Here is a 20,450-nt window from a genome sequence, read left to right on the forward strand (position 1 = left end):
TAAAATATATAAATATATATATTTCTGTTTATGATGAAACCAGTATATCGTAAATACCAGAGGTGATAGATATGAAAATCGGAATTTACGGAGCAGGATCACTAGGAACCATCATGGGAGCTTATTTGAGTCAACAGTATGCGGGTGTCGATCTGATCGATACGAATCGCGCACATATCGAAGCGCTAAACACAACAGGCGCGCATGTCATTGGACCAGATTTGACGCAAGCCGTCCATGCGATGCATCCGGATGACATCACGGAGATGTACGATATCGTATTGTTGCTGACGAAACAGGTCTACAATGAACCGGTTCTGGCGAAAGTCCGGACGATCTTGAAGGAAGACGGTATTCTCGTCTCCTTGCAGAACGGTGTACCAGAAGAATTCATTCAACAACAGATTCCGCGCGAACGTATCATCGCGGGATCCGTCGAGTTCGGAGCGACGTACGTCGGACCAGGTGAGTCACGTCTGACATCGGATTACGAGCACTTCAAGACATATGCGATGCAAATCGGTGAACTGGACGGTAAGAAGACGGACCGGATCATTCACTTGAAGGAAATCCTTGATCACATCGGTGGGACGGAAATCTCTGATAATCTACCGGGAACGAAATGGTCAAAACTCGTCATCAATAGTACGTTCAGTGGGTTATCCGCTGCGTGTAACGGTACGTATGGCGACGTTCTCGATCATCCGGTCTTGCTACGGGCAGCGATCCATACGATGCAGGAAGTCGTTGAAGTCGGTCACGCCCACGGCATCACATTCGCGCCGATGAGTACGTTTGAGCCGGTAGCCTACGCAACACTAGACGATATCGATGAAAAACTGATCACCGTGCCACAATTGATGCACGGGTCGCGTGACTTAGAAGCGAGCATGTTGCAGGACTTACAAAAAGGGCAACCGACCGAAATTCGTTTCATTAATGGGATCGTCACGATGTACGGCAACACGTACGATATCAAAACGCCGTTCAACTCACTCATTCAAGAAATCGTCGAAGAAGCGCAAGCAGCGAAGACGGTTCCAGATTTTGAAACAAGTGTCGCACGCTTTGCCGCATTGTTAAACGCATAAAGGAGGGATTCAGATGAGACAGGAAGATGTAAAAAATATCGTCGCGACACCGATCAATGCACCGGTCTTTCCGGCGGTCGATATCTTCTTTCGGAATCGGGAATACTTGAACATCATCTATGAGACGGACATCGAAGCGTTACAAGCAGTCGTTCCGGAACCGCTCGAGGTGCTGAGTAATCAGATCAAGTTTGAGATCATCAACATGCCGGATAGCACAGGTCTTGGGAGTTATCTCGAGTGCGGGCAAGTCATTCCGGTTCGGTATCAAGGAGAGGTCGGTGAGTTTTACCTCTCGATGTATGTCAACAATCAGCCGGCGATCGCCTCTGGTCGTGAAGTGGCTGCGTTTCCGAAGAAGTATGGTTCACCCCGGCTTTATCTCGACAATGATGTACTCGTTGGAACGCTTGACTACCATTCACTCCGTGTCGCCCAAGCGACGATGGGATACAAGTATGTTCCGATGGCGGTCGAAGAAGCACAATCGATCATCGGTGCGCCGCAGTTCATGCTCAAACAGCATCGCGGTTATCAAGGCGAGTTGATCATCTCCGAGCTGACGCGGAGTCAAATCACGGATCTTGAGATTAAAGAAGCATACCGTGGACCGGCGCGACTTCAGTTATTCGAACATGTCATGGCACCACTCGCTGACTTCCCTGTTCGGAAGATCGTCGATGCCCAGCATATCATCGCTGATCTTCGACTTGGTGGACCTGCGAAACTGTATGATTATTTAACGGATTAAAGACTCTCTAACATTAACGACCTCCAAAATGGATGGTCGTTTTGTTTTACCCCAAAAACTGGCATACTGAATTGAGAGGGGGAAACGACCATGCGACAAGTCAATGTGTTACCGTATCAATCAGAATGGGCGAGTGCATACTCACGAGAAGCGGACCGTTTACGAGAGGTGTTCGGAGCACGTCTTAAGCAGATCCATCATATGGGGAGTACATCAGTTCCGGGACTCGCAGCAAAACCGATCATCGATATCTTACCCGTCGTCGATACACTCGAGGGAATCGAGCAGTTTGACGCACAGATGGAAGCGCTCGGTTACGAAGCGAAGGGTGAGTTCGGGATGCCGGGACGCCGCTATTATCGAAAAGGCGGCGACGAACGGACGCATCACATCCATCTCTATGCGGCGGGAAATCCAGAAATCAAGCGTCATCTCGTCTTTCGGGACTATTTGCGTGCGCATCCAGAAGAAGCCACTGCTTACGGAGCATTAAAGGAACAATTAGCGGCGACATATCCGCTTGATATCGAAGCCTATATCGCCGGCAAGGATGCGTTCGTCAAGGAACTCGAACACCGCGCAATCGCTTGGGGGAATGCGCATGACTGAGTGGGAACATGCCCTCATTCGCCATGTCGGTGTTGGTGTAAAGACGGCGAAATCGTTGTTTGAGAAGATCGAGGTGCAGGACTGGGACGCGCGGCCAATCCCCGGGAAACGGACCGTCGGTGAAGTCGCCGTCCATCTCGCTGTGTTACTCGAAGCCGATTTGATGCTGGCAGAAGGGGCGACGGCTGAAGCGATGCAGGCGTTTTATACGGAACCGGTCCCGCGCGATCAGTTAAATGAACGAATCAATCGTGCGTTTTCTATCTATCAGAAGAAAGTCACGACCGGATTTACGACCCGTCCGACGTACTGGGGCGTTACCGACTCGATGAACGGCTGGGCAATCGAAGCAGCCGTGCATCTCTATCATCATCGATCCCAGTTATTTGATTACTTGAACATCCTTGGGTACGAGCTAGAGATTTCGTTATTTGAATGAATGGAAGTAGGGGTAGTGTATGGAATATATCGTTGAAACATCAGCCGGTCGCTTTGATACCCGGCTGACAGGAAGTGGGGACGTCACATTCGTCCTCGACCACGGGATGATGTCGAACCGACACCAGTGGGGCTGGCTACGGACCGAATTGTTGAAGCGGGGACGGGTCTTTGAATATTCACGTCTCGGGTATGGTCGGTCGAGTCGTGGTAAAAACAAACGACTCTTTACGCATCAAGCAGATGAGCTCGCGGACGTCTTACGGATGCTTCGTGTCGAAGGACCGTACGTCTTCATCGGGCACTCGCTCGGCGCCTATATCTCGCTCGCAAGTGGACGATTGTTTGCAGACGAGACACGCGGCATCGTCTTGCTTGATCCGTCGCATCCGGATGTCGACGCAGCATTACCGAACTGGTACGAACGAACACAAGAGGAGTGGAATCGATTCCTCTATTTCCTTAGTCACGTCCGACCGATCGCCTGGATGATTCCTGACCATCTGGGCAAAAAGATGTTCAGTGTCTTACCGGAAGCTGATCAATTACCGATGTGGCGGCATTTTGCAGCACCCGGGCATTGGCGGGGGACGCTCGATGAATGGCAATCGGTCGAAGAGAACAATCAGATGATTCTTTCGTTGCTTGAAGACGTGACACAGCCGGTCCTCGTCCTGTCCGCTTCGAACTGGGCAGGGGGCATGCCGGAAAGTTGGTTGAACCCGGCATTGACCGAACAAATCAATGCGGCTCACGCTGCGTTCGCCGACAGTTTACCGAACGGGATGTATCATGTGATTGCGGATACGAATCATTACACGATTGCCGGGTTTTCGCACGAGGCGGCGGAGCGGATCACGGATTTGATCGGGGCAACATGGGATTTACCGATTCAAAGTCAGTAGTAAGGTTACGTTTTTTCGTTTCGCTCGAATCGTTTTCTTGGGACAAGCATCGCGCCGCTTCACTTTGTTGTAGGGTCGCTCCTGCTTGTATTTCCCTAAGAAGAGATTCCGAGCGAAAAAAAGTTTCTTTTCTTGTGCTTCGGAATATCTGACGGAGCTGACTCTAAAGCCAGTATCTACAAAGAATGACGCGTCACACGCCACTCCTACAGGAAAAAGCGCATTATGCGCTGTCAGAGACAAACAAGACCCGCTTTCCTGCTTGAAGGAAGCAGGAAAACTGGCTTGTGTCTCACCTGAGGAAAGGGCGTGAGAAGATGCGTCATTTTTTTGGAGTCAGCCTGGTCTACTCCTTGAGTCGATGCTTATCGGCTTTTTTAGGGAACAAAATAAATCGAAATCATTACGATTGACGTCAGGTAAAAAGTCGGTTACTCTATAAAACGTAACGATTACGTTTTAGGAGATGAATGATGATGCAACCGATATCGATCACCGTTTTATCTGGATATCTTGGATCCGGTAAAACGACACTATTGAACCATTTACTACATAATCGCGAAGGGCGCCGCCTCGCGATCATCGTCAACGACATGAGTGAGGTCAACATTGACGCGGCATTGATTGAGCAAGGCGGATTCTCGCGAACGGAAGAGTCGTTCGTCACGCTTTCGAACGGCTGCATTTGCTGCACGTTACGCGATGATCTTTTGCTTGAAGTCAAACGCCTCGTCGACCAAGGAGATATTGACGGTATCGTCATCGAATCGAGTGGTATCTCGGAACCAATTCCGGTCGCCCAGACTTTCACGTACGAAGATCCGGACAGTGCAATCGACTTATCACAAGTCACGAAAATCAATGCGATGGTCACGGTCATCGATGGGTATCGCTTCCTGAAGGACTTTGAATCCGGTGAATCGTTGATTGAACGGAAACAGGCAGTCGATGAAACAGACGTGCGCGAAGTCGTCGATCTACTCGTCGATCAAGTCGAGTTCGCGGACATCATCGTCTTGAACAAAGTCGATCGCCTGACACCGGAAGAGCGCCATACCGTCATCGGTTATCTAAAGGCATTAAATCCAGTTGGCCGTTTGATCGAGACGACGTATGGTCAAGTCGATCCGGCAGACATCTTAGATGTTGATCTATTTGATTTTGAACAAGCGGCAGCGAGTGCTGGTTGGATCCGTGAGTTGAATGCGGAAGAACATATTCCGGAAACGGAAGAGTATGGGATCAGCTCGTTCGTCTACAAGCGCGAGGTGCCGTTCCACCCGGAGCGTTTGCTTGCCTTGATCGAAGACTGGCCGCAAGAAGTCGTCCGGGCGAAGGGATTCTTGTTCCTTGCGACACGTCCCGAGATGGCATTGCTGTTCCATCAGGCAGGATATGCGTCGAACATGGAATACGCTGGTCGTTTTGCATCAGATGAGGATCGACGGACCGAACTCGTCTTGATCGGCATCGGACTAGAACAAGAGAAGCTCGAAGCGCTATTCGATGCGTGTCTCGTCCAAGCAGACGAAACGGACTGGGCGTCATTGAATGATCCAATTCCTGGTCGCGAGATGTACGAAGAAACATTTTTATAAGAGGTCAATCTTTCGAGAAACCGTATCTGCGGTTTCTCTTTTTTGTTATATTTTCATAGTGAATGGGGAAAGAATACTAGTGAAGGTATGTTAATTGAAGGAGGAAAATATGTGCGCAACCGGATTTTACAATTCGCACTCGTATTTTTAGTCGCCGGTGGCATCATTTGGGGACTATATCAACTCGGCTATTTATTTTATGTCTTAACGATTTCAGCGACGGTCGTGCCGCTCGCCGTCATCATGATCATTTTCATCGAAAACCGGACGGCAGAATCAACGATCGCTTGGTTCCTCGTTCTGATTTTCTTACCAATTCTCGGAGTCATCATCTGGTTGATGTTCGGTCGGAATCCACGGCGTCGCCGTCGGAATCGTCGTTCGCATGACGAACGGAAATTGCTCAAGCAAGCGATTCGTCCAGTTCGGTCGCTTGCTGTCAGTGAGTTGCCACCGAATCACTTGAAGCTTGCGAACACGATTCGTAACTTCGGTGGCGGCGGGGTGGACGTTCATACAGCAAGTGACATCCTGACGAACGGGGAAGAGACGTTCCCGGCGATTTTGGACGCGATTCGTCAAGCGCAGCATCATGTCCACATCCAGTACTACATTTATCGGAACGATGAGACAGGCAAGGCAATTCGTGAAGCGTTGATGGAGCGACTCGAAGCCGGAGTAACGGTGCGGTTCATGTATGACGGACTCGGAAGCTATATGCTCGGTGAGAACTTCCTGCATCCGCTACGCGACGCTGGAGCGCATATCGCAGCCTATGATCCGATCTCGAGTCCCTTGTTCATCTTCACGGCGAACTTCCGCAATCACCGAAAAATCGTCGTCGTTGATGGAAGAGTTGGCTTCACCGGTGGACTAAATGTCGGTGATGAGTACGACGGCAAGAGTAAGAAGTTCGGATTTTGGCGTGATACGCATTTGCGGCTCGAAGGACGGGCCGTCAAGGAATTACAAGCGACGTTCCTCGACGACTGGATCTATGCCCAAATCGAATCGGATGACACATGGGAGACGTTTGCGGGGGATGAGTCAATCCACCAGTACTTCCCGAAACATGATGTGGCGTCAGACGGGGCGATTCAAATCGTCACGAGCGGACCGACCTCGAAGGATCCCGCGATTCGCAATGCGTTGATTGCCGCGATCATCGCAGCGCAACGTTCGATCTGGATTGCGACACCGTACTTGATTCCGGACAATGAGACGATGACGCTACTCCGACTCGCGGCACGTGCCGGACTCGACGTCCGCATCCTGACACCGGGTAAAGGCGATAGTTTTACGTCTTATTACGGGACCCGGTCCTACTTCGGACCACTTCTGAAGGACGGCGTCAAGATTTACACGTACAACCGTCACTTCATCCATGCGAAACTGTTTCTCGTCGACGGGAAGATCGGTGCCGTCGGAACAGCAAACATGGACATTCGCAGTTTTGTTCTCAATTATGAACTAATGGCGTTCCTGTATGACACAGAAAGTACGGAACAGCTCGAGCGTGACTTCATCGCTGATTTCGATGTCTCAATTCAGTTATCATCGAATGATTACGTCAAACGTCCGCTCCGCTTCCGCATTTTTGAGTCGCTCTCACGCTTGATTTCACCCTTATTATGACGCAACGTCCCGCATCGATTTTCAGGTGTGGGACGTTTTTTTGGTTCATTCTTCCTTGAAGTGGGAACATGAACTCTTATACACTAGATGTGTAATCGGTTGCACACTACTTAGCCTGGAAGGAAGTGAAAGGGGCGTAAGTCCCGAACCCGTATGCGAACAATTGATGAATCCCATTTCTACACGCGCGACATGAAACCACAAGCACGACCAGACGCCATCATCCAAGGAGATGTCTACCGTTTCACGGTCTTGACGAGTCGCATGATTCGACTCGAGTACGCGGCGGATGGACAGTTCGAGGATCGACCGACCCAAACGGTCTTCAATCGTGATTTTCCGGTACCTGCTTACCGTATCGTCGAAAACGAGGAAGAATTGCAAATCATCACCGAGCACGTCCATCTGCATTATACGAAGGGACCGTTCGCTGCGAACACACTCTATATCGATGTCTTAGGGAACTTCAGTACCTACTACAGCCGCTATACGTTCGGCGGACCGCTCCGGACGTTAAAAGGAACGGCACGGACGCTTGACCATGCGGACGGCGTCATCCCACTCGAAGAAGGGATTCTTTCACGACAAGGATACGCGGCGATCGACGACTCGAACGCTTTCGTCCTGACGGAAGACCACTTCGTCGAACCGCGACGCTCCGGTACGCATGACATCTATTACTTCGGATACGGTCACGACTACAAACAGGCACTGCGTGACTTCTACCACCTGACAGGACCGACACCGATGTTACCACGTCAGGTACTCGGTAACTGGTGGAGTCGCTACTGGCGTTATAGTGAGAAGGAATACAAGGATTTGATGACGCGCTTCAAGACGGAAGACATTCCGTTCTCGGTCAGTGTCATCGATATGGACTGGCACGTCACCGATATCCCGGAACGCTACGGAAGTGGCTGGACGGGCTATACGTGGAACCGTGATCTATTCCCGGATCCACGCGGATTCTTACAATGGTTGAAGGATGACGACCGGATGGTCACGCTCAACTTGCACCCGGCGGACGGTGTGCGTGGGTTTGAAGAAGCATACGAGGCGATGGCGGTCGCGATGGGCGTCGATCCCGAATCGGATGTCCGGATCCCATTTGATTTCTCGGACCGGACGTTCATCGAGAACTACTTCACGAAGCTGCATCATCCGCACGAAGCAGATGGCGTCGACTTCTGGTGGATCGACTGGCAGCAGGGCGCGAACTCGAAGATGAAAGGGCTTGATCCGCTCTGGATGCTCAATCATTATCACGCGCTCGATATCGCCCGCGATGGCAATCGACCGTTGATCTTCTCACGTTACGCGGGACCCGGAAGTCACCGTTATCCGGTTGGTTTCTCAGGCGATACGATCATCTCGTGGGCATCACTCCAATTCCAGCCGTATTTTACAGCGACAGCGTCGAACATCGGTTATGGATGGTGGAGCCATGATATCGGGGGGCACCAACGGGGAGAGAAAGATGACGAGTTATCGACACGTTGGCTCCAGTACGGTGTCTTCAGTCCGATCATGCGCCTGCACAGTACGATGAGCATCTTCAACGGGAAAGAACCGTGGCGTTATTCGACCGATGCGTCGAACGTCATGAAGAAATATTTACGACTTCGGCACCAGCTCGTGCCGTACATCTACACGATGAATGCCCGTAATCACTTTGACGGCTTGCCACTCGTCTCACCGATGTATTATGAGCATCCGGAAGACGATCAAGCATACAACGTTCCGAATCAGTTCTACTTCGGAACGGAATTGATCGTCGCGCCGATGGTCACACCAATGCACCGGAAACTGCACATGACGGCGACGACAGCGTGGTTGCCGGAAGGGGAATGGTTCGATTTCTTCAATGGGCACCGGTACCGCGGCGGCAAGCAGATCCGTTTGTTCCGTTATCTCGAAGACCAAGGCGTACTCGCAAAAGCCGGTGCGATTGTTCCACTCGGTCGTCATCTCGAACAGTCGAATGCCCTGCATAATCCGGACGATCTCGAAGTCGTCGTCTTCCCGGGAGCATCGAACCGGTTTACGTTGTTCGAAGACGATAGCACAGGTGTCACGCACCGCGACGGTGTCAACGTCGAGACGACGTTTGCGCTCGACTGGGAAGCACGTGAGTTGACGATCGCGGCACCAACCGGACACCGTGACTTGCTACCCGAAAACCGCTCGATTACGTTGATCTTACGTGGAGTCCGTGAAGGATACGTTCAGCGCGACGGAGAGAGTGTCACCGGCGTCTATGATCATGCGACGCAGTCCCTTCGCGTTGAACTGGGTGAAGTGACCGATACGATCACGTTGTCGCTCCAAGTTGAGATCTCGACGAACGAGAATAAGATGGACCGGTTGTATGCATTTCTCGACCAAGCGGAAATCAGCTATGATTTGAAGGATCGTTTGTACCGTCTGCTGTCACAAAAGCTCGACCCGGTCAACATGATGCACCAGTTGCAAGCACTCGAACTCGAGAAGGATCTCGTCGACTGTCTGCTTGAGTTGATGTTGTCTTAAATGATTGGATAGGCATGCGAAAAAGCCAGTATTCGTCATCCGTATGGACGAGGAATACTGGCTTTATGGTTGAGGTCATAACTCTTCGTCTATCTCTTCTTCCATCCAAGATAGCAAGTCTTCTGCATCGAGGTCGTCACCTTTATTGAGGATCAAGGTCGTGACGTCATCTCGTTTCTGTTCTAACAACTCCGGGTTGTTCGTCAAGACTTCCATGAGGTAATATGCATAGGAGTCGAGGAAATCAGGCTGGTCGTTTCGTTCGATCAGTGTCATGAACGCTTCGATGAGTTCTTCCTGTTCTTCATCGAGAATCATCCAGTGGGAGTAGGCGAGGAGTTTTTCGTTTTCGTCATCTCCACGAAGGATGTTCTTGATTTCAGGTAACGACAGAAATACGACATCCGGCATGACGACTTCCGGAACATCGCTACTCAGCTTCGTTAACCATTCGTCATAGGTCGCCGCGACGAAATAGGTGGTCTCATCTGAAATATCGAGGCACCAGACAGTCGGCTCGGCGGCATCCGTGAAGTGGAAGTACCAAAAATAGCTACCTTCTCCTTCCGCGAACATCATGACGTTTCCCTCGATGTCCCATTCTCGGAGGATCGACAATTCGTCTAGATACCGTTCGAATGTCAATGACGACATGGAGCGGAGTGGGAGGTGCAATCCGCTTTCTTCGTCCGACCATGTATTCTTGAACTCGACCATCACGGCCATGGCTTCCGGAGCACCGCCGTTTTGTTCTTGGATTTGTTCAAGGTAACGGACGGGGAGTCGACCGTTGACGGCTTGCTCGATTCGTTTAATGTCTGTTTCTTTGACTGAAATCATCGTTTCTTCCTGTAATTCTTCATCCCAAAATGGCATCGTATGACCTTCCTTGCTATGTAATATGTAGACTTTGATTATACGCGAAGTTGATGGAAAATGTTTCAAAAAAAGGACCCTTGCCGTTATGGAAGGGTCCATTGCGTCATTTACGACGCAATTTTTTCGCTTTTTGTTTCATGTCGTTATACGTGATCATCGGGCTATCGTCCATCGTCAAGCGTAGATGGTTCGGTTCGCCTTTGTTCGTGATGCCGGAGCAATAGAGGATGTCGGCATACTGCTCAAACAGTTCCTCATATGCCGGCAGGTGGTGCATCAGGCGACCAGGCGATCCCCAGCCACAGAGGACGACGCCATTTTTTGCTTTGACTTCGGCAAGTGTCTTCGCGACGAACTCATAGTTCGTCTCATCGAAGCTCGCTTGCGCGAACGGCAGATCCTCGCTGACGAGCAGGTCCGGCATCAAACTGATGATGTCATATTGTTTGACGGGGTCACTGACATACTTCTTCATCAAATTGTACGCACGTTGTGTCGTCGTTCCAGAGAGAAAGGCATCCGTCGTCCGTGGTGTGTAGATTAAAGCGGCGACGTGCGTCCCTTCTGCGATGTCGTCAAAGATGTAGCTGCGTAAATAGCGTTTCGTCTTGTCTCGATCAAACGTCGTCTGGACGCGGATCGACGATTCCTCAATCAAGAGTTCGGAAGAATCGGCTGGTGTCATGGGTGGTGCCTCCTTTTAATTGGTCAAACGTGAGCTGATGCGAAGGAAGAATGCGAGTGTCTTCTTCTTGAGGTCGAGGTCGTTCGCATCGATCGCCTCGACGTGTTGCTGGTAACGATCATATTGGGCGAGCACGTCAGAAACATATTGTTCACTGCGATTGTATTCAAACAGTGCTGTCGCGAGCGTGTCTCGGTCTGATGTCTTCGTAACATCGTGTTGGTTCAGGTATTTCGCTGCCGTGTGGGCGCTGTCGACGAGACTCGTCGGATCGGCTTTCCCGTCGCCGTCCGCGTCCACTCCGAGACCACCATATTTCTCGATGGCTTCCGGATCCGTCACGTCGATGCCGTCATGCTCGATGTCACCGAGCGACGTGCCACCTTCGTATCCCCAACCGACCCATGTTTTCGGCATGAATTGGAACGGACCGATGGCGCCAACGGACGATTGCATCGCTGACGAGTTTGAGAAGATCGTCTCGACGCGATGGATGGAGGCGAGTAGCTTCCAGTCGATGCCGTAACGTGCCGCGGCTTGTTCGTAGATGTCGATGTTCTCGGCAGGTACGCCATGCTGTCCATAATACGTACGATACATTTCATTTTGAACACGTTCCCGATTTTGCCAGTAGATGAAGCTACTGACGATGAGGGCGAACAGTACGAACAAGATGCTGATTCGAAAAACTTTTCGCATATTGTTCTCTCCTCTGTATAGGATTCCACTGAATGGTATCATATTTTAGTAGGGTCTAATAGCACTTTCTGTGACGGGAGTGTGGAATCAAAAAAGGAGTCGAAGTCATGTATCTCTTCGTAAATGGATTTTTACTCGGATTGCTCGTCGTCCTTTCAATCATCGCAGCGGTCCGACCGGTCGACTTGACGATCGTCCCACGCAAGGAATTCTACCCCTCGATGGTCCAGTCGAGCGGTATCTTATGTCTGTTGCTCGTCGGTGGCACGCTGGTCAGCGGTACGCTGTTACCGGAAATCGGCTTGACGTTTTTTGTCCCAAGTGGACCAATCTGGTACGCGACGATCGGACTGATCGTCTTTCTCTGTATCGTCTTGCTTTTGACAGCGACCGTTCCAGCGTTTCGCAAACGTTTATTGCCGCTCTATCAAAGTGAGGCGGAACAACTGATTCTGCCGCGAACGAAAGAGGAGCGGACCGGGTTCCAAATGGTCGCGCTAATGGCAGGGGTGACGGAAGAGTTGATCTATCGCGGGTTTCTTTTCCATACGCTTGGATTATTTTTACCGTTCTCTGAAGTCAGCTTCGTCTGGATCGGTGCCATCCTGTTCGGGATTGCCCATCGCTATCAAGGGTGGTTCGCGATTCTCGTGACAGGACTGATCGGAGCGGGATTCGGCTACTTGTATCTAGCGCTCGAGACACTCTGGCCGCTGATCATCATCCATGTCTTGATCGACCTCGTTGCCGTCTACATCTATAAGGACGATGTTAATTCCTGACATCGTCAAAAAGCGTTGAATTTGGTAGACTGAATGTCAAGCGAAGTCATCGTGTGAACTACTCGCCACTTATTTGCTTCTCAAATTGAAGTGGGAGCTTCTTGGGAAGACCGTACTTTTACTAGCTACGATTTTTGACCAAGCTCGTCGGGCAAGTCCCTGCCCTGAAGGTTTTTTAGTCAGCCAACATCAACAAGTTGATGCTCGCATTGATATCTCGATCATGATGAGCACCACACGTACACGTCCATTCACGGACATCCAACTGTTTCTTCTCGCCTTTTACTCCACAAGAAGAACAGATTTGAGTCGATGAGTACCATTGGTCTGCCTTGATGAGCGTTCGTCCATAGAACTTGCATTTGTATGTCAACTGTCGGATGAACTCATACCAACTGACATCCCCGATGGATTTGGCGACCTTGTGGTTCTTCATCAAGTTCTTCGATCTCAACGTCTCCACGACGATGACTTGGTTCTCGTCAACGATCCGTTTTGACAGCTTGTGGAGGAAGTCTCTACGCTGGTTGGCGATTTTCTCGTGTTTCTTGGCAAGGATGACTTTCGCCTTCTCTCGGTTTCTGCTTCCGATTTTCTTTCGTGACAAAGCGCGCTGCGACTTCTTGATCTTCTCTTCTGACTTTCGAATGAAACGAGGATTGTCAATCTTCTCAGAAATCATTTCGTCATTCGTCATGATAGCGAAGTGTTCTAAGCCAAGATCAATCCCAATCTTGCTTTTAGCAGGAATCCATTTTTCTTCGTCTTGAATCACGAGGATGGAGATGAAAAAAATTCCTGTCTTTGTCATCGAGACCGTCACGGATTTGATGATACCTTGAAAAGAACGATGTTGTTTAAACTTCACGAAGCCAATTTTAGGAAGTTTCACCCTGTTGTTCTCGATGCGGACACTACCGTTCTGATTGTTAGTCGTGTAGGAGGCGCGGTCGCTGTGTTTCGATTTGAACTTCGGAAACCCTACAGATTTGTCGCGGAAGAAGTTGTCATATGCCTTATTTAAGTCCATCTGGGCATTCGCCAGAGACAAGCTATCAACTTCTTTCAAGAAAGGGAATTCGGGCTTATACTTCGCTGGGGTCGGGAGCTTCTGCTTTGCGTTGGGGTTCAGCTTCGACTCTTCATACATTCGGATACGTTCTTCGAGCATCTTGTTGTAGACGAAACGGACACAACCGAACGTCTTCAAGAAGTATTCTTGTTGCAGCTTCGTCGGGTATAATCGAAACTTGTACGCCTTCAGCAAAGCGACCACTCCTTTCCTTGTTTTTCGATGTATTGCCTGATGTCATCGATTGTCGCACCGCCAGTCGTCATAAGGCAGTAGCTTCGAGACCAAAATATTTCTTTCCATAATTGTCTCTTGATGTTTGGAAAGTCTCGTTTGATCAGCCGACTGCTCGCACTCTTGTATGCGTTCAGAAATTTCGATATCTCTGTATTCGGATGGGTTTTGAACAATACTTGGATATGATCGCTGTTATGGTTCCACTCGGTGAGTGTAATGTGGTATGACGCGCCAATCCTTTCGAACGTCTGTCTCGCAAACTCGGATATAGCGTCGTCGATTACTTTTCGTCTGTATTTAATCACCAAGACGAGAGGGTAGTTCAGAAGGAAGACTGAATGCTTATTTGTATCTATTTTTCACTGATATATCAGTCCTTTTGATTGGTTACACTGATTGTATCGAACGAATACACTCTTGCCAAGACGGGTGATTAATCTCCACCTACGTCGGGCTTCGTTCCTAGGTGCTTAGAGGAGAGAGTTCTCGCCTGATTTAGTTAAATTGGTCAAGTTGACGGTTGCAGAACAGGTCAAATGACAGGTAGAATGAGAAGGTAAACGCTTACACATCAAAAGGAGATGGATGAAACCATGCGAACGATCACTTCCACTGGCGAGCGAAAGAAGACGAGTTGGACATTGAATATCGGCAATCAGCCACATTTAATGATGGATGGTGTGACAGAACAAACGCTTGATGCCGAACAACGTGTCGTCTACGACGAATTTTTGATTCCGACGACAGACACTTTGATTCATCGGTTCAAAGCCCGCTTCCCGAACCATCTCTGCGAGAACGGGTATGATGTGTATGGCGCTGCCGCTTTTGACGAACAGGTCGTCGAACTGATCTCGAATTGGTTCATCGAGCTGGTCACCGTCTTAACAGCGATGCAGCGGACGAAAGGCATTCAGCATGTCCAGATTGAAGGCGGTGTCGCAAAACGGACCGACTTCTTACCGACTGTGCGTCGGACATGCCGGGCACTGGAGTCAACGATTGATATTTATTGAAACACCAGTCACGTGTTCAGAGAGGCCGTCCATTAGGGCGTCCTCTCTTTTTTTGTTCATCTCGAATCGTTTTCCTGGGAAGTGATTTCGAGTGAACAAATCGCTCTCCTTTCTTCCGGTCATAAAAAGTAGAAACGAAGTCGAAATACTCGCGGAGTCGGACATTTTTGTCCGGCTCCTTTTCATTTTCTGGATGATAGCAGGAAAAAACAGGTTGACGCTAGACTGTATGGCATGTACCATACAGTTAACAGATGTACTATTGTCTTAATACAATGGTGATAATGAAGGAGGGAAAGTTTAGTGCTTGAAGTGAAGGGGCTACAAAAACGATACGGACGAAAGAAGCACGTCTTACGTGACGTGACGTTCTCTGTCGGTCTAAACGAAGTGACATGTCTGATCGGCTTGAACGGGGAAGGGAAGTCGACGATTTTAAAAGCAATTCTCGGTCTGATTCCGGTAGATGCCGGGACGGTGACGGTCGACGGCAAAACATCGCGCGACCAGATCGCGTTCGTGCCTGATCTCCAGACGATGCCGAGCTACATGACGATCGGACAAGCGCTCGCGTATATGGCGGATCATTATCCAGATTGGAATCAAGAGACAGCGGAACGGTTGCTGCAGACGTTCCAGCTGTTTACGACGGATAAAATGGCAAACTTATCAAAAGGGAACAAGGCGAAGTTCAATCTCGTCTTAGGATTCGCTCTCGATCGACCGTACATATTACTCGACGAACCGCTCGCAGGAATCGATCTCTTCATGAAAGAACAAATCGCTTGGATTTTCTCAAGTGAGTTCATGGAAGGACGGAGTATCCTGATGACGACTCACGAGATCGCCGAGGTTGAGCAGGTGATTGACCGAGTGTTGTTCTTGCGGGACGGGAAAATCGTCGAAGTCAAAGAGACGGATGAGCTGCGCGGCCGTCATCATCAATCGGTCCAGGACCGGATGCGGGAGGTATATCAAGGATGAAACGCTGGTTGTTATTAACAAATGAAGAACTGAAACGAAGTACGAAACTACTGATGTTGTTGATTTCAGGATTGATCGTCGCAGAAATCGCGTCACTGCTCTATCAGATTTACGATTATCAAAGCACGATCGAGAAAACGATGCGGATCGATCAGATTTCAGAAATGGACGCAATTGCACAAGCAGGTGGTGCGTTGACCTTCGCACAGGCAACGGATTTTTACGATTCAATCATTGTTTTAGCGATGGGGATGATTCTCTTGTTCGCGTTCTGGATTTGGTATCGCGACTGGGTGGGCGAGACGAAATACATCTACCGACTACTATTGTTACCGGGATCACGTCGGGCGATTGTTGCATCGAAAATGACGGCACTTTTACTTGTCGTTACGAGTTTGATCGGAATTCAGTGGGTGTTGTTGTTACTTAGTCGCAATCTTTACTTATGGCTATTGCCAGATGCTCAACAGGTCACAGCCAGCATCAACGAATACTCCTTCTACATGAAGTTGTTCTATACGATGTACCCAACTGACATTTTATTCATTTTACTAATGACATTCATCGTCATCTCGTTCGTCTTCATGACAGTATTACTTGAGCGGTCGTTTCGAAGAGGAAAAGCGTTCTTGCTAGTCGGATTACACGGGGTTGCTCTGATTGGTGGTTATATCATTTTAGGCTTAGCATTGTCAGCTATTTCAAGCAACCTGAGTCAACTGCATATGCAATTTTATTTCGGATACGTCGTACTATTAACGTTATACGTGTCATACAAAAATCTGCGGCTAGTCCAGACGCGACTATCCGTTTAAGGAGGAGACTTCATGAAGCGATATCGACAACTCCTGATCTATGGATTGATCATTTTCATAACAATCGGAAGCTACATCGGCTATACACTGTCAATCAAAAGCGCAGACTTTTCCCTCGAGACCATCAGTGGGAAATCTTCGCAAGTAGAAAATTTTAATTTACGTTTACAGACGAAAGGAATGCGTTCGACGATTTATGATGCCAATGCAAATGGAGACATCGAAAAACAGTCAAACTCTTACGTCGGACAACTATTCCGTAAGGATAGAGTGACGGATTTACCAGACAAATATTATGAGTTCACGACAAAAATGGAAACAAATGTCAGTGGGGATGGGCAATCGGAATATGCGATTCAGATTAAACACAATAAACTACAATTTAAGATGTTTACGTTCAAGACAGAGGAAATGTTCGAGAAGACATTTAAGTATGATACGAAATTTGAGACGGGGATGGATTTACAAGCAAGTGTCGTCGATAAACAGGCGATGAAGGTCTATGTTCAACTTGATCGTGTCGATCAGCCCATGGAAACGAAACTCCTTGTGCTTGATTTAGCAGGCGATCGGGTCGAAGAAATCATTCTTCAAAAACCTATAGCACCTAAACACTCTCGTCAATTCTTAGCAATTTATCGAAATGAAATCGTCTACACGGAACAAAAGTCCGACAGCGAAGATGAAAACGTTAAGCAGTCCTATTTCCTCGATGACGGAAAAAGCGTTCAGTCCATCAAGGAGTTGAATCAGCAACAAATCGGGTTTACCCCCTATGCGAACGGTCGTTATTTAATCGGATTCCGTCTGCCGGAAGGGGAGACGAAACGAATCGAATGGTCAATGTTCGACTTGGAAACGAAACGATTATCCGAGCATAGCGTAAGCAGTCCGCTTGTTTTGAAAAAAATCGATTGGTTGGATTCGACGGACGAGATGCAGCTCTATCTCTCATCAGAGACGAACGCAGGATTCCAAGTGTCTGTGATCGATCTGAAGAATGAACAACTGATGTATCAAGGTGAAATCAAAGATGCGAATCATAAAAAAGGAACGCATATCTATGATTTTGCGATTCAATGATCTACGAATGAAAAAACGCTTCGCACCGGAAAAAGTTATCCGGTCCGAAGCGTTCTTTTTTTCGTTTTGACTAGGAATCGATACGTCGTGAGGCGAAAGCATCAAGACGTGAAGTTTTTCTCTGCTGCTTTACAGGCACGCAATAAGGCATCCTTGAAAAAACGATCTTCCTGCGAAGCGAGTTGTTGTGTTGCTTCCTCGTCCCCGCGCAGGGAGCGGGCGAGCATCTGGATGACCTTGACCCAGCGCCGGACGTGATCGAGTTGCGGGCGACCCATCGCGACGTATACCGTGAACCAATCGTTCTGATCGCGACGGATCATCCGTTGGAACAGTGATTTCGCGAGATCGACTTCTTCGGTCGTCGGGAGCTCGTTCGTCTCGAAATAACGACGTAACGCGGCGACGGCAGTTGCATACGCTGCCTTGACGTCTTCTGACGGCTGATGTTTGCCGTAGTCGGATGTCGACAGATGAAGTAAGGCAGGTTTCTTCTCGACACCCGTGATCCAGGCGGAGATCGTTTTATTGCCCTTATAAGCTTGACGGTTCGCGACCGGGAGCTTCGCCGTGACATTACCGACTTTTCCGATCAAGGTCACTTTGTTGTTGCGATCCTGGATTTCGGTTACTTTCATCTCGACCGTATCCCCCATTTCATGAGGAATGGCTTTCGGCTGGAGCTTTTCTCCTGCCGAGAGCGGCGAACGCTTGCGGATCATCCGCAGTGCTTCTTGTTCAATCCGGTCGTCAAGCGACCACAGATGTTCCGGTGGGACGTTGCGGAACCGGCGACGTCGGACCTTGATGTACTGGTCAAGCGCGTCAGCAGCTTGCTCCCGCGTCGATTCACCACGTGCGACGGGGCCGATGATGTCTCGGAGCGTAATGGATTCGAGACGTTCCATGATGCCTTCGAACGGGATGAGTTCCATTACGTAGAGACTACAGACGACGAGTTCGCATTCGCGAGGAGTGAGTGGGCGTTTGGCCATAAATTGACTTCCTTTCAGCTGGTTGATGTTTCTAGTATACCAAAAAAAAGCCATCGTCACGTAATCCCGTGACGATGGACTGAAAAAGCTTACAAGACGAATGCCGATTCCGAACTGTTTTGCAATTCGGCGGACGCGAGACGTGTGACACCGTTCATGAACGGGTCATGGGCGACGAACAAGTCACCGATTGCTTTAATCTCAGCCACGGTCGCATTCTCTTTCGCACCAGCGATGCGTAAGCGATACGGTTTTTTCGTCACCGTATCGAACGTCAGGATGATCGTATGTTCCATCAATGGTCACTCCTTTCATGAAATGTAGAGGATGGGTTATGCCTTTAGTAAAGCGTAGTCACGGCTAATTTCCGTCAGCGCGTAGCGTCCGTCGAGTAAGCTGCCGATCGATTGCCCGATCGAAGCGACGACGTCTGCTGGAAGATTCGAACGTAAGCCGTTGTAGCGGCGGCGAGCGACGACAGCATCACCGTTCGCTGTCACCTTGTCCTTACGCTCGAAGACGATGACGAGACTCGTCTTGATTTCTTCTGCTTGTGTCATGTGTATCACCTCCTTCGCCCTTATTGACAGGGGAAGAGACCGGATTGTTCGAAAGGAATGAAAAAAACATGGTCTGGTTACGTTTTTTACGGAAAGTCTCGTTTCTACGGATGCGGACGCTCGGGTATGCGTCCTTAATTTTCGTCTTCGGTGTCGCGGGCATCATGTATGCGCTTGAGCCGGAGACGTTCGGGTCCTACTTCCGCGCCGTCTACTGGACGATGACGACCGTCGTCACGGTCGGATACGGTGACTTCTTCCCGAACTCGGATACCGGTCGGATTCTGACGATTTTCGTTTTCATCTTCGGGATCGGAATCGTCGGTGGATTGATCTCAAAACTGGTCGACGGTGTCCAGTTGATTCGTAATCAAAAGGAAAGAGGGTTGTTACAAGTGAAGGAAACAGGGCATACGGTCGTCTTCGGTTACAGTCGGCGTTCGAAGCACGTCATTGAGTCATTGCTCGAACATACGGATGTCGTCCTCGTCGACGATCTAGAGCGAGAGCCATTCAGTCACCCCCGGTTCCATTACGTCTGTGGTGATCCGGCGCTGACGTCGACGCTTGAGCGAGCACACATCGAAAAGGCGGTCCGCGCGATCGTCCTCGCGGATCATTCGATTCCGCCGGTCCACGCTGACGGAAGGACACTGTTAATCGCTTCAAGCATCGAACGGGCGAATCCGAACATCTATACGATCGTCGAGATGATGCTCGAAGAACACCTCGACAGCTTTGAACAGGTCAAGGTCGATGAGGTATTGCTCGGTGACGAGACGATTGCCCGGATGGCGATCCTCGCGTCCCATCATCCTGGCGTAACGAAAGTCGTGACGAATCTATTGACGAAGGATGGTGAGGGAATGTTCTCGATTCCGACACGACCGGAATGGGCGACATATCGCGATGCGTTTCACGCTTTGCTGGAAGAAGGGGTGACGATTCTATCTGACGGGAAGCGGCTGGATTTGAACCAACGTCTCGACGAACCGATTCCGAAAAATGGCACGCTGATCGTCTTATGTTCGGAGGAAACCGCCCAACGAATCGGAGCAATTTAGGTCGGGCATGATTCAACTAATCT

22 protein-coding genes are annotated in these 20,450 nt (G+C 49.5%); 14 read left to right on the top strand and 8 right to left on the bottom strand.

What is annotated here, in order from left to right; genetic code table 11:
• The first annotated feature begins 71 nt into the window (after positions 1 to 71).
• The 8 genes from KNQ03_RS11135 to KNQ03_RS11170 all read left to right on the top strand — a co-directional run bounded on the left by KNQ03_RS11135 (position 72) and on the right by KNQ03_RS11170 (position 9,556).
• On the top strand, positions 72 to 1,091 hold the full coding sequence (locus tag KNQ03_RS11135; RefSeq protein ID WP_214724697.1) for a ketopantoate reductase family protein: 1,020 nt from the start codon (positions 72 to 74) through the stop codon (positions 1,089 to 1,091).
• Positions 1,092 to 1,104: 13 nt separating this feature from the next.
• Positions 1,105 to 1,842 (top strand): acetoacetate decarboxylase, encoded by a 738-nt coding sequence (locus tag KNQ03_RS11140; RefSeq protein WP_133208109.1) that lies wholly within the window; start codon positions 1,105 to 1,107, stop codon positions 1,840 to 1,842.
• Positions 1,843 to 1,932: 90 nt separating this feature from the next.
• On the top strand, positions 1,933 to 2,451 hold the full coding sequence (locus KNQ03_RS11145; RefSeq protein WP_214724699.1) for a GrpB family protein: 519 nt from the start codon (positions 1,933 to 1,935) through the stop codon (positions 2,449 to 2,451).
• On the top strand, positions 2,444 to 2,890 hold the full coding sequence (locus tag KNQ03_RS11150; RefSeq protein WP_214724701.1) for a DinB family protein: 447 nt from the start codon (positions 2,444 to 2,446) through the stop codon (positions 2,888 to 2,890). Before KNQ03_RS11145 ends, KNQ03_RS11150 begins: the two co-directional genes overlap by 8 nt.
• Positions 2,891 to 2,909: 19 nt before the next feature.
• The gene (locus KNQ03_RS11155; RefSeq protein WP_214724703.1) at positions 2,910 to 3,794 is read left to right on the top strand and encodes an alpha/beta fold hydrolase; all 885 of its coding nucleotides are present in this window, start codon (positions 2,910 to 2,912) and stop codon (positions 3,792 to 3,794) included.
• 476 nt (positions 3,795 to 4,270) lie between these two features.
• On the top strand, positions 4,271 to 5,392 hold the full coding sequence (locus KNQ03_RS11160; protein WP_214724765.1) for a GTP-binding protein: 1,122 nt from the start codon (positions 4,271 to 4,273) through the stop codon (positions 5,390 to 5,392).
• Between the two features lie 111 nt (positions 5,393 to 5,503).
• Positions 5,504 to 7,027 carry a cardiolipin synthase gene (locus KNQ03_RS11165; protein WP_214724705.1) on the top strand — a complete coding sequence of 508 codons (1,524 nt, stop codon included), beginning with the start codon at positions 5,504 to 5,506 and terminating at the stop codon, positions 7,025 to 7,027.
• A 153-nt stretch (positions 7,028 to 7,180) separates the two neighbouring features.
• A complete protein-coding gene (locus KNQ03_RS11170) occupies positions 7,181 to 9,556 on the top strand; it encodes a glycoside hydrolase family 31 protein (protein WP_214724707.1) in 2,376 nt (791 codons plus the stop codon).
• A 75-nt stretch (positions 9,557 to 9,631) separates the two neighbouring features.
• Here the strand turns inward: KNQ03_RS11170 and KNQ03_RS11175 are convergent, their stop codons facing one another.
• The 3 genes from KNQ03_RS11175 to KNQ03_RS11185 all read right to left on the bottom strand — a co-directional run bounded on the left by KNQ03_RS11175 (position 9,632) and on the right by KNQ03_RS11185 (position 11,819).
• A complete protein-coding gene (locus tag KNQ03_RS11175) occupies positions 9,632 to 10,432 on the bottom strand; it encodes an SMI1/KNR4 family protein (protein WP_214724709.1) in 801 nt (266 codons plus the stop codon).
• A 106-nt stretch (positions 10,433 to 10,538) separates the two neighbouring features.
• Positions 10,539 to 11,120 carry a DUF1643 domain-containing protein gene (locus KNQ03_RS11180; protein ID WP_023467910.1) on the bottom strand — a complete coding sequence of 194 codons (582 nt, stop codon included), beginning with the start codon at positions 11,118 to 11,120 and terminating at the stop codon, positions 10,539 to 10,541.
• A gap of 15 nt (positions 11,121 to 11,135) precedes the next feature.
• Positions 11,136 to 11,819: a lytic transglycosylase domain-containing protein gene (locus tag KNQ03_RS11185; RefSeq protein WP_023467911.1), complete on the bottom strand. Its 684-nt coding sequence runs from the start codon at positions 11,817 to 11,819 to the stop codon at positions 11,136 to 11,138.
• A 107-nt stretch (positions 11,820 to 11,926) separates the two neighbouring features.
• On the opposite strand from KNQ03_RS11185, the gene KNQ03_RS11190 reads away from it, so the two are divergent.
• Positions 11,927 to 12,601, top strand: coding sequence for a CPBP family intramembrane glutamic endopeptidase (locus tag KNQ03_RS11190; protein WP_214724711.1), 675 nt, complete (start codon positions 11,927 to 11,929; stop codon positions 12,599 to 12,601).
• Between the two features lie 175 nt (positions 12,602 to 12,776).
• Here KNQ03_RS11190 and tnpB read toward each other — a convergent pair whose 3' ends face one another.
• The gene (tnpB, locus tag KNQ03_RS11195) at positions 12,777 to 13,868 is read right to left on the bottom strand and encodes an IS200/IS605 family element RNA-guided endonuclease TnpB (protein ID WP_214724713.1); all 1,092 of its coding nucleotides are present in this window, start codon (positions 13,866 to 13,868) and stop codon (positions 12,777 to 12,779) included.
• On the bottom strand, positions 13,862 to 14,266 hold the full coding sequence (gene tnpA / locus KNQ03_RS11200; protein WP_214724767.1) for an IS200/IS605 family transposase: 405 nt from the start codon (positions 14,264 to 14,266) through the stop codon (positions 13,862 to 13,864). Before tnpA ends, tnpB begins: the two co-directional genes overlap by 7 nt.
• Before the next feature lie 225 nt (positions 14,267 to 14,491).
• Here tnpA and KNQ03_RS11205 point away from each other — a divergent pair, with 225 nt between their 5' ends.
• From KNQ03_RS11205 to KNQ03_RS11220, 4 genes are all read left to right on the top strand, one after another.
• The gene (locus KNQ03_RS11205) at positions 14,492 to 14,926 is read left to right on the top strand and encodes a hypothetical protein (RefSeq protein ID WP_231681706.1); all 435 of its coding nucleotides are present in this window, start codon (positions 14,492 to 14,494) and stop codon (positions 14,924 to 14,926) included.
• Between the two features lie 303 nt (positions 14,927 to 15,229).
• Positions 15,230 to 15,910: an ABC transporter ATP-binding protein gene (locus KNQ03_RS11210; protein WP_058712861.1), complete on the top strand. Its 681-nt coding sequence runs from the start codon at positions 15,230 to 15,232 to the stop codon at positions 15,908 to 15,910.
• Positions 15,907 to 16,725, top strand: coding sequence for a hypothetical protein (locus KNQ03_RS11215; RefSeq protein WP_133208128.1), 819 nt, complete (start codon positions 15,907 to 15,909; stop codon positions 16,723 to 16,725). Before KNQ03_RS11210 ends, KNQ03_RS11215 begins: the two co-directional genes overlap by 4 nt.
• A 12-nt stretch (positions 16,726 to 16,737) precedes the next feature.
• On the top strand, positions 16,738 to 17,808 hold the full coding sequence (locus KNQ03_RS11220) for a hypothetical protein (protein WP_214724715.1): 1,071 nt from the start codon (positions 16,738 to 16,740) through the stop codon (positions 17,806 to 17,808).
• A 101-nt stretch (positions 17,809 to 17,909) separates the two neighbouring features.
• Here the strand turns inward: KNQ03_RS11220 and KNQ03_RS11225 are convergent, their stop codons facing one another.
• The 3 genes from KNQ03_RS11225 to KNQ03_RS11235 form a co-directional block, all read right to left on the bottom strand.
• Positions 17,910 to 18,803: a hypothetical protein gene (locus tag KNQ03_RS11225; protein WP_023467917.1), complete on the bottom strand. Its 894-nt coding sequence runs from the start codon at positions 18,801 to 18,803 to the stop codon at positions 17,910 to 17,912.
• An 89-nt stretch (positions 18,804 to 18,892) separates the two neighbouring features.
• Complete coding sequence (locus tag KNQ03_RS11230) at positions 18,893 to 19,099, bottom strand: DUF2922 family protein (protein WP_214724717.1); 207 nt, start codon at positions 19,097 to 19,099, stop codon at positions 18,893 to 18,895.
• 36 nt (positions 19,100 to 19,135) lie between these two features.
• Positions 19,136 to 19,363 carry a DUF1659 domain-containing protein gene (locus KNQ03_RS11235; RefSeq protein ID WP_023467919.1) on the bottom strand — a complete coding sequence of 76 codons (228 nt, stop codon included), beginning with the start codon at positions 19,361 to 19,363 and terminating at the stop codon, positions 19,136 to 19,138.
• Between the two features lie 68 nt (positions 19,364 to 19,431).
• Between KNQ03_RS11235 and KNQ03_RS11240 the strand changes: the two genes are divergently transcribed.
• Complete coding sequence (locus KNQ03_RS11240; protein WP_231681707.1) at positions 19,432 to 20,427, top strand: potassium channel family protein; 996 nt, start codon at positions 19,432 to 19,434, stop codon at positions 20,425 to 20,427.
• Positions 20,428 to 20,450 lie beyond the last annotated feature (23 nt).

It is taken from the genome of Exiguobacterium sp. s143 (genome assembly GCF_018618895.1).
GTDB classification, from domain to species: domain Bacteria; phylum Bacillota; class Bacilli; order Exiguobacteriales; family Exiguobacteriaceae; genus Exiguobacterium_A; species Exiguobacterium_A abrahamii.

Bases quoted from the DNA above. Each gene is read 5' to 3' on its own strand.
- KNQ03_RS11235 (WP_023467919.1), bottom strand. From the start codon at position 19,363: ATGACACAAGCAGAAGAAATCAAGACGAGTCTCGTCATCGTCTTCGAG.
- KNQ03_RS11185 (WP_023467911.1), bottom strand. From the start codon at position 11,819: ATGCGAAAAGTTTTTCGAATCAGCATCTTGTTCGTACTGTTCGCCCTC.
- KNQ03_RS11145 (WP_214724699.1), top strand. From the start codon at position 1,933: ATGCGACAAGTCAATGTGTTACCGTATCAATCAGAATGGGCGAGTGCA.
- KNQ03_RS11170 (WP_214724707.1), top strand. From the start codon at position 7,181: ATGCGAACAATTGATGAATCCCATTTCTACACGCGCGACATGAAACCA.
- KNQ03_RS11205 (WP_231681706.1), top strand. From the start codon at position 14,492: ATGGATGAAACCATGCGAACGATCACTTCCACTGGCGAGCGAAAGAAG.
- KNQ03_RS11230 (WP_214724717.1), bottom strand. From the start codon at position 19,099: ATGGAACATACGATCATCCTGACGTTCGATACGGTGACGAAAAAACCG.
- KNQ03_RS11180 (WP_023467910.1), bottom strand. From the start codon at position 11,120: ATGACACCAGCCGATTCTTCCGAACTCTTGATTGAGGAATCGTCGATC.
- KNQ03_RS11160 (WP_214724765.1), top strand. From the start codon at position 4,271: ATGCAACCGATATCGATCACCGTTTTATCTGGATATCTTGGATCCGGT.
- KNQ03_RS11155 (WP_214724703.1), top strand. From the start codon at position 2,910: ATGGAATATATCGTTGAAACATCAGCCGGTCGCTTTGATACCCGGCTG.
- KNQ03_RS11240 (WP_231681707.1), top strand. From the start codon at position 19,432: ATGGTCTGGTTACGTTTTTTACGGAAAGTCTCGTTTCTACGGATGCGG.
- KNQ03_RS11220 (WP_214724715.1), top strand. From the start codon at position 16,738: ATGAAGCGATATCGACAACTCCTGATCTATGGATTGATCATTTTCATA.
- KNQ03_RS11175 (WP_214724709.1), bottom strand. From the start codon at position 10,432: ATGCCATTTTGGGATGAAGAATTACAGGAAGAAACGATGATTTCAGTC.
- KNQ03_RS11225 (WP_023467917.1), bottom strand. From the start codon at position 18,803: ATGGCCAAACGCCCACTCACTCCTCGCGAATGCGAACTCGTCGTCTGT.
- KNQ03_RS11140 (WP_133208109.1), top strand. From the start codon at position 1,105: ATGAGACAGGAAGATGTAAAAAATATCGTCGCGACACCGATCAATGCA.
- KNQ03_RS11190 (WP_214724711.1), top strand. From the start codon at position 11,927: ATGTATCTCTTCGTAAATGGATTTTTACTCGGATTGCTCGTCGTCCTT.
- KNQ03_RS11135 (WP_214724697.1), top strand. From the start codon at position 72: ATGAAAATCGGAATTTACGGAGCAGGATCACTAGGAACCATCATGGGA.
- KNQ03_RS11215 (WP_133208128.1), top strand. From the start codon at position 15,907: ATGAAACGCTGGTTGTTATTAACAAATGAAGAACTGAAACGAAGTACG.
- KNQ03_RS11150 (WP_214724701.1), top strand. From the start codon at position 2,444: ATGACTGAGTGGGAACATGCCCTCATTCGCCATGTCGGTGTTGGTGTA.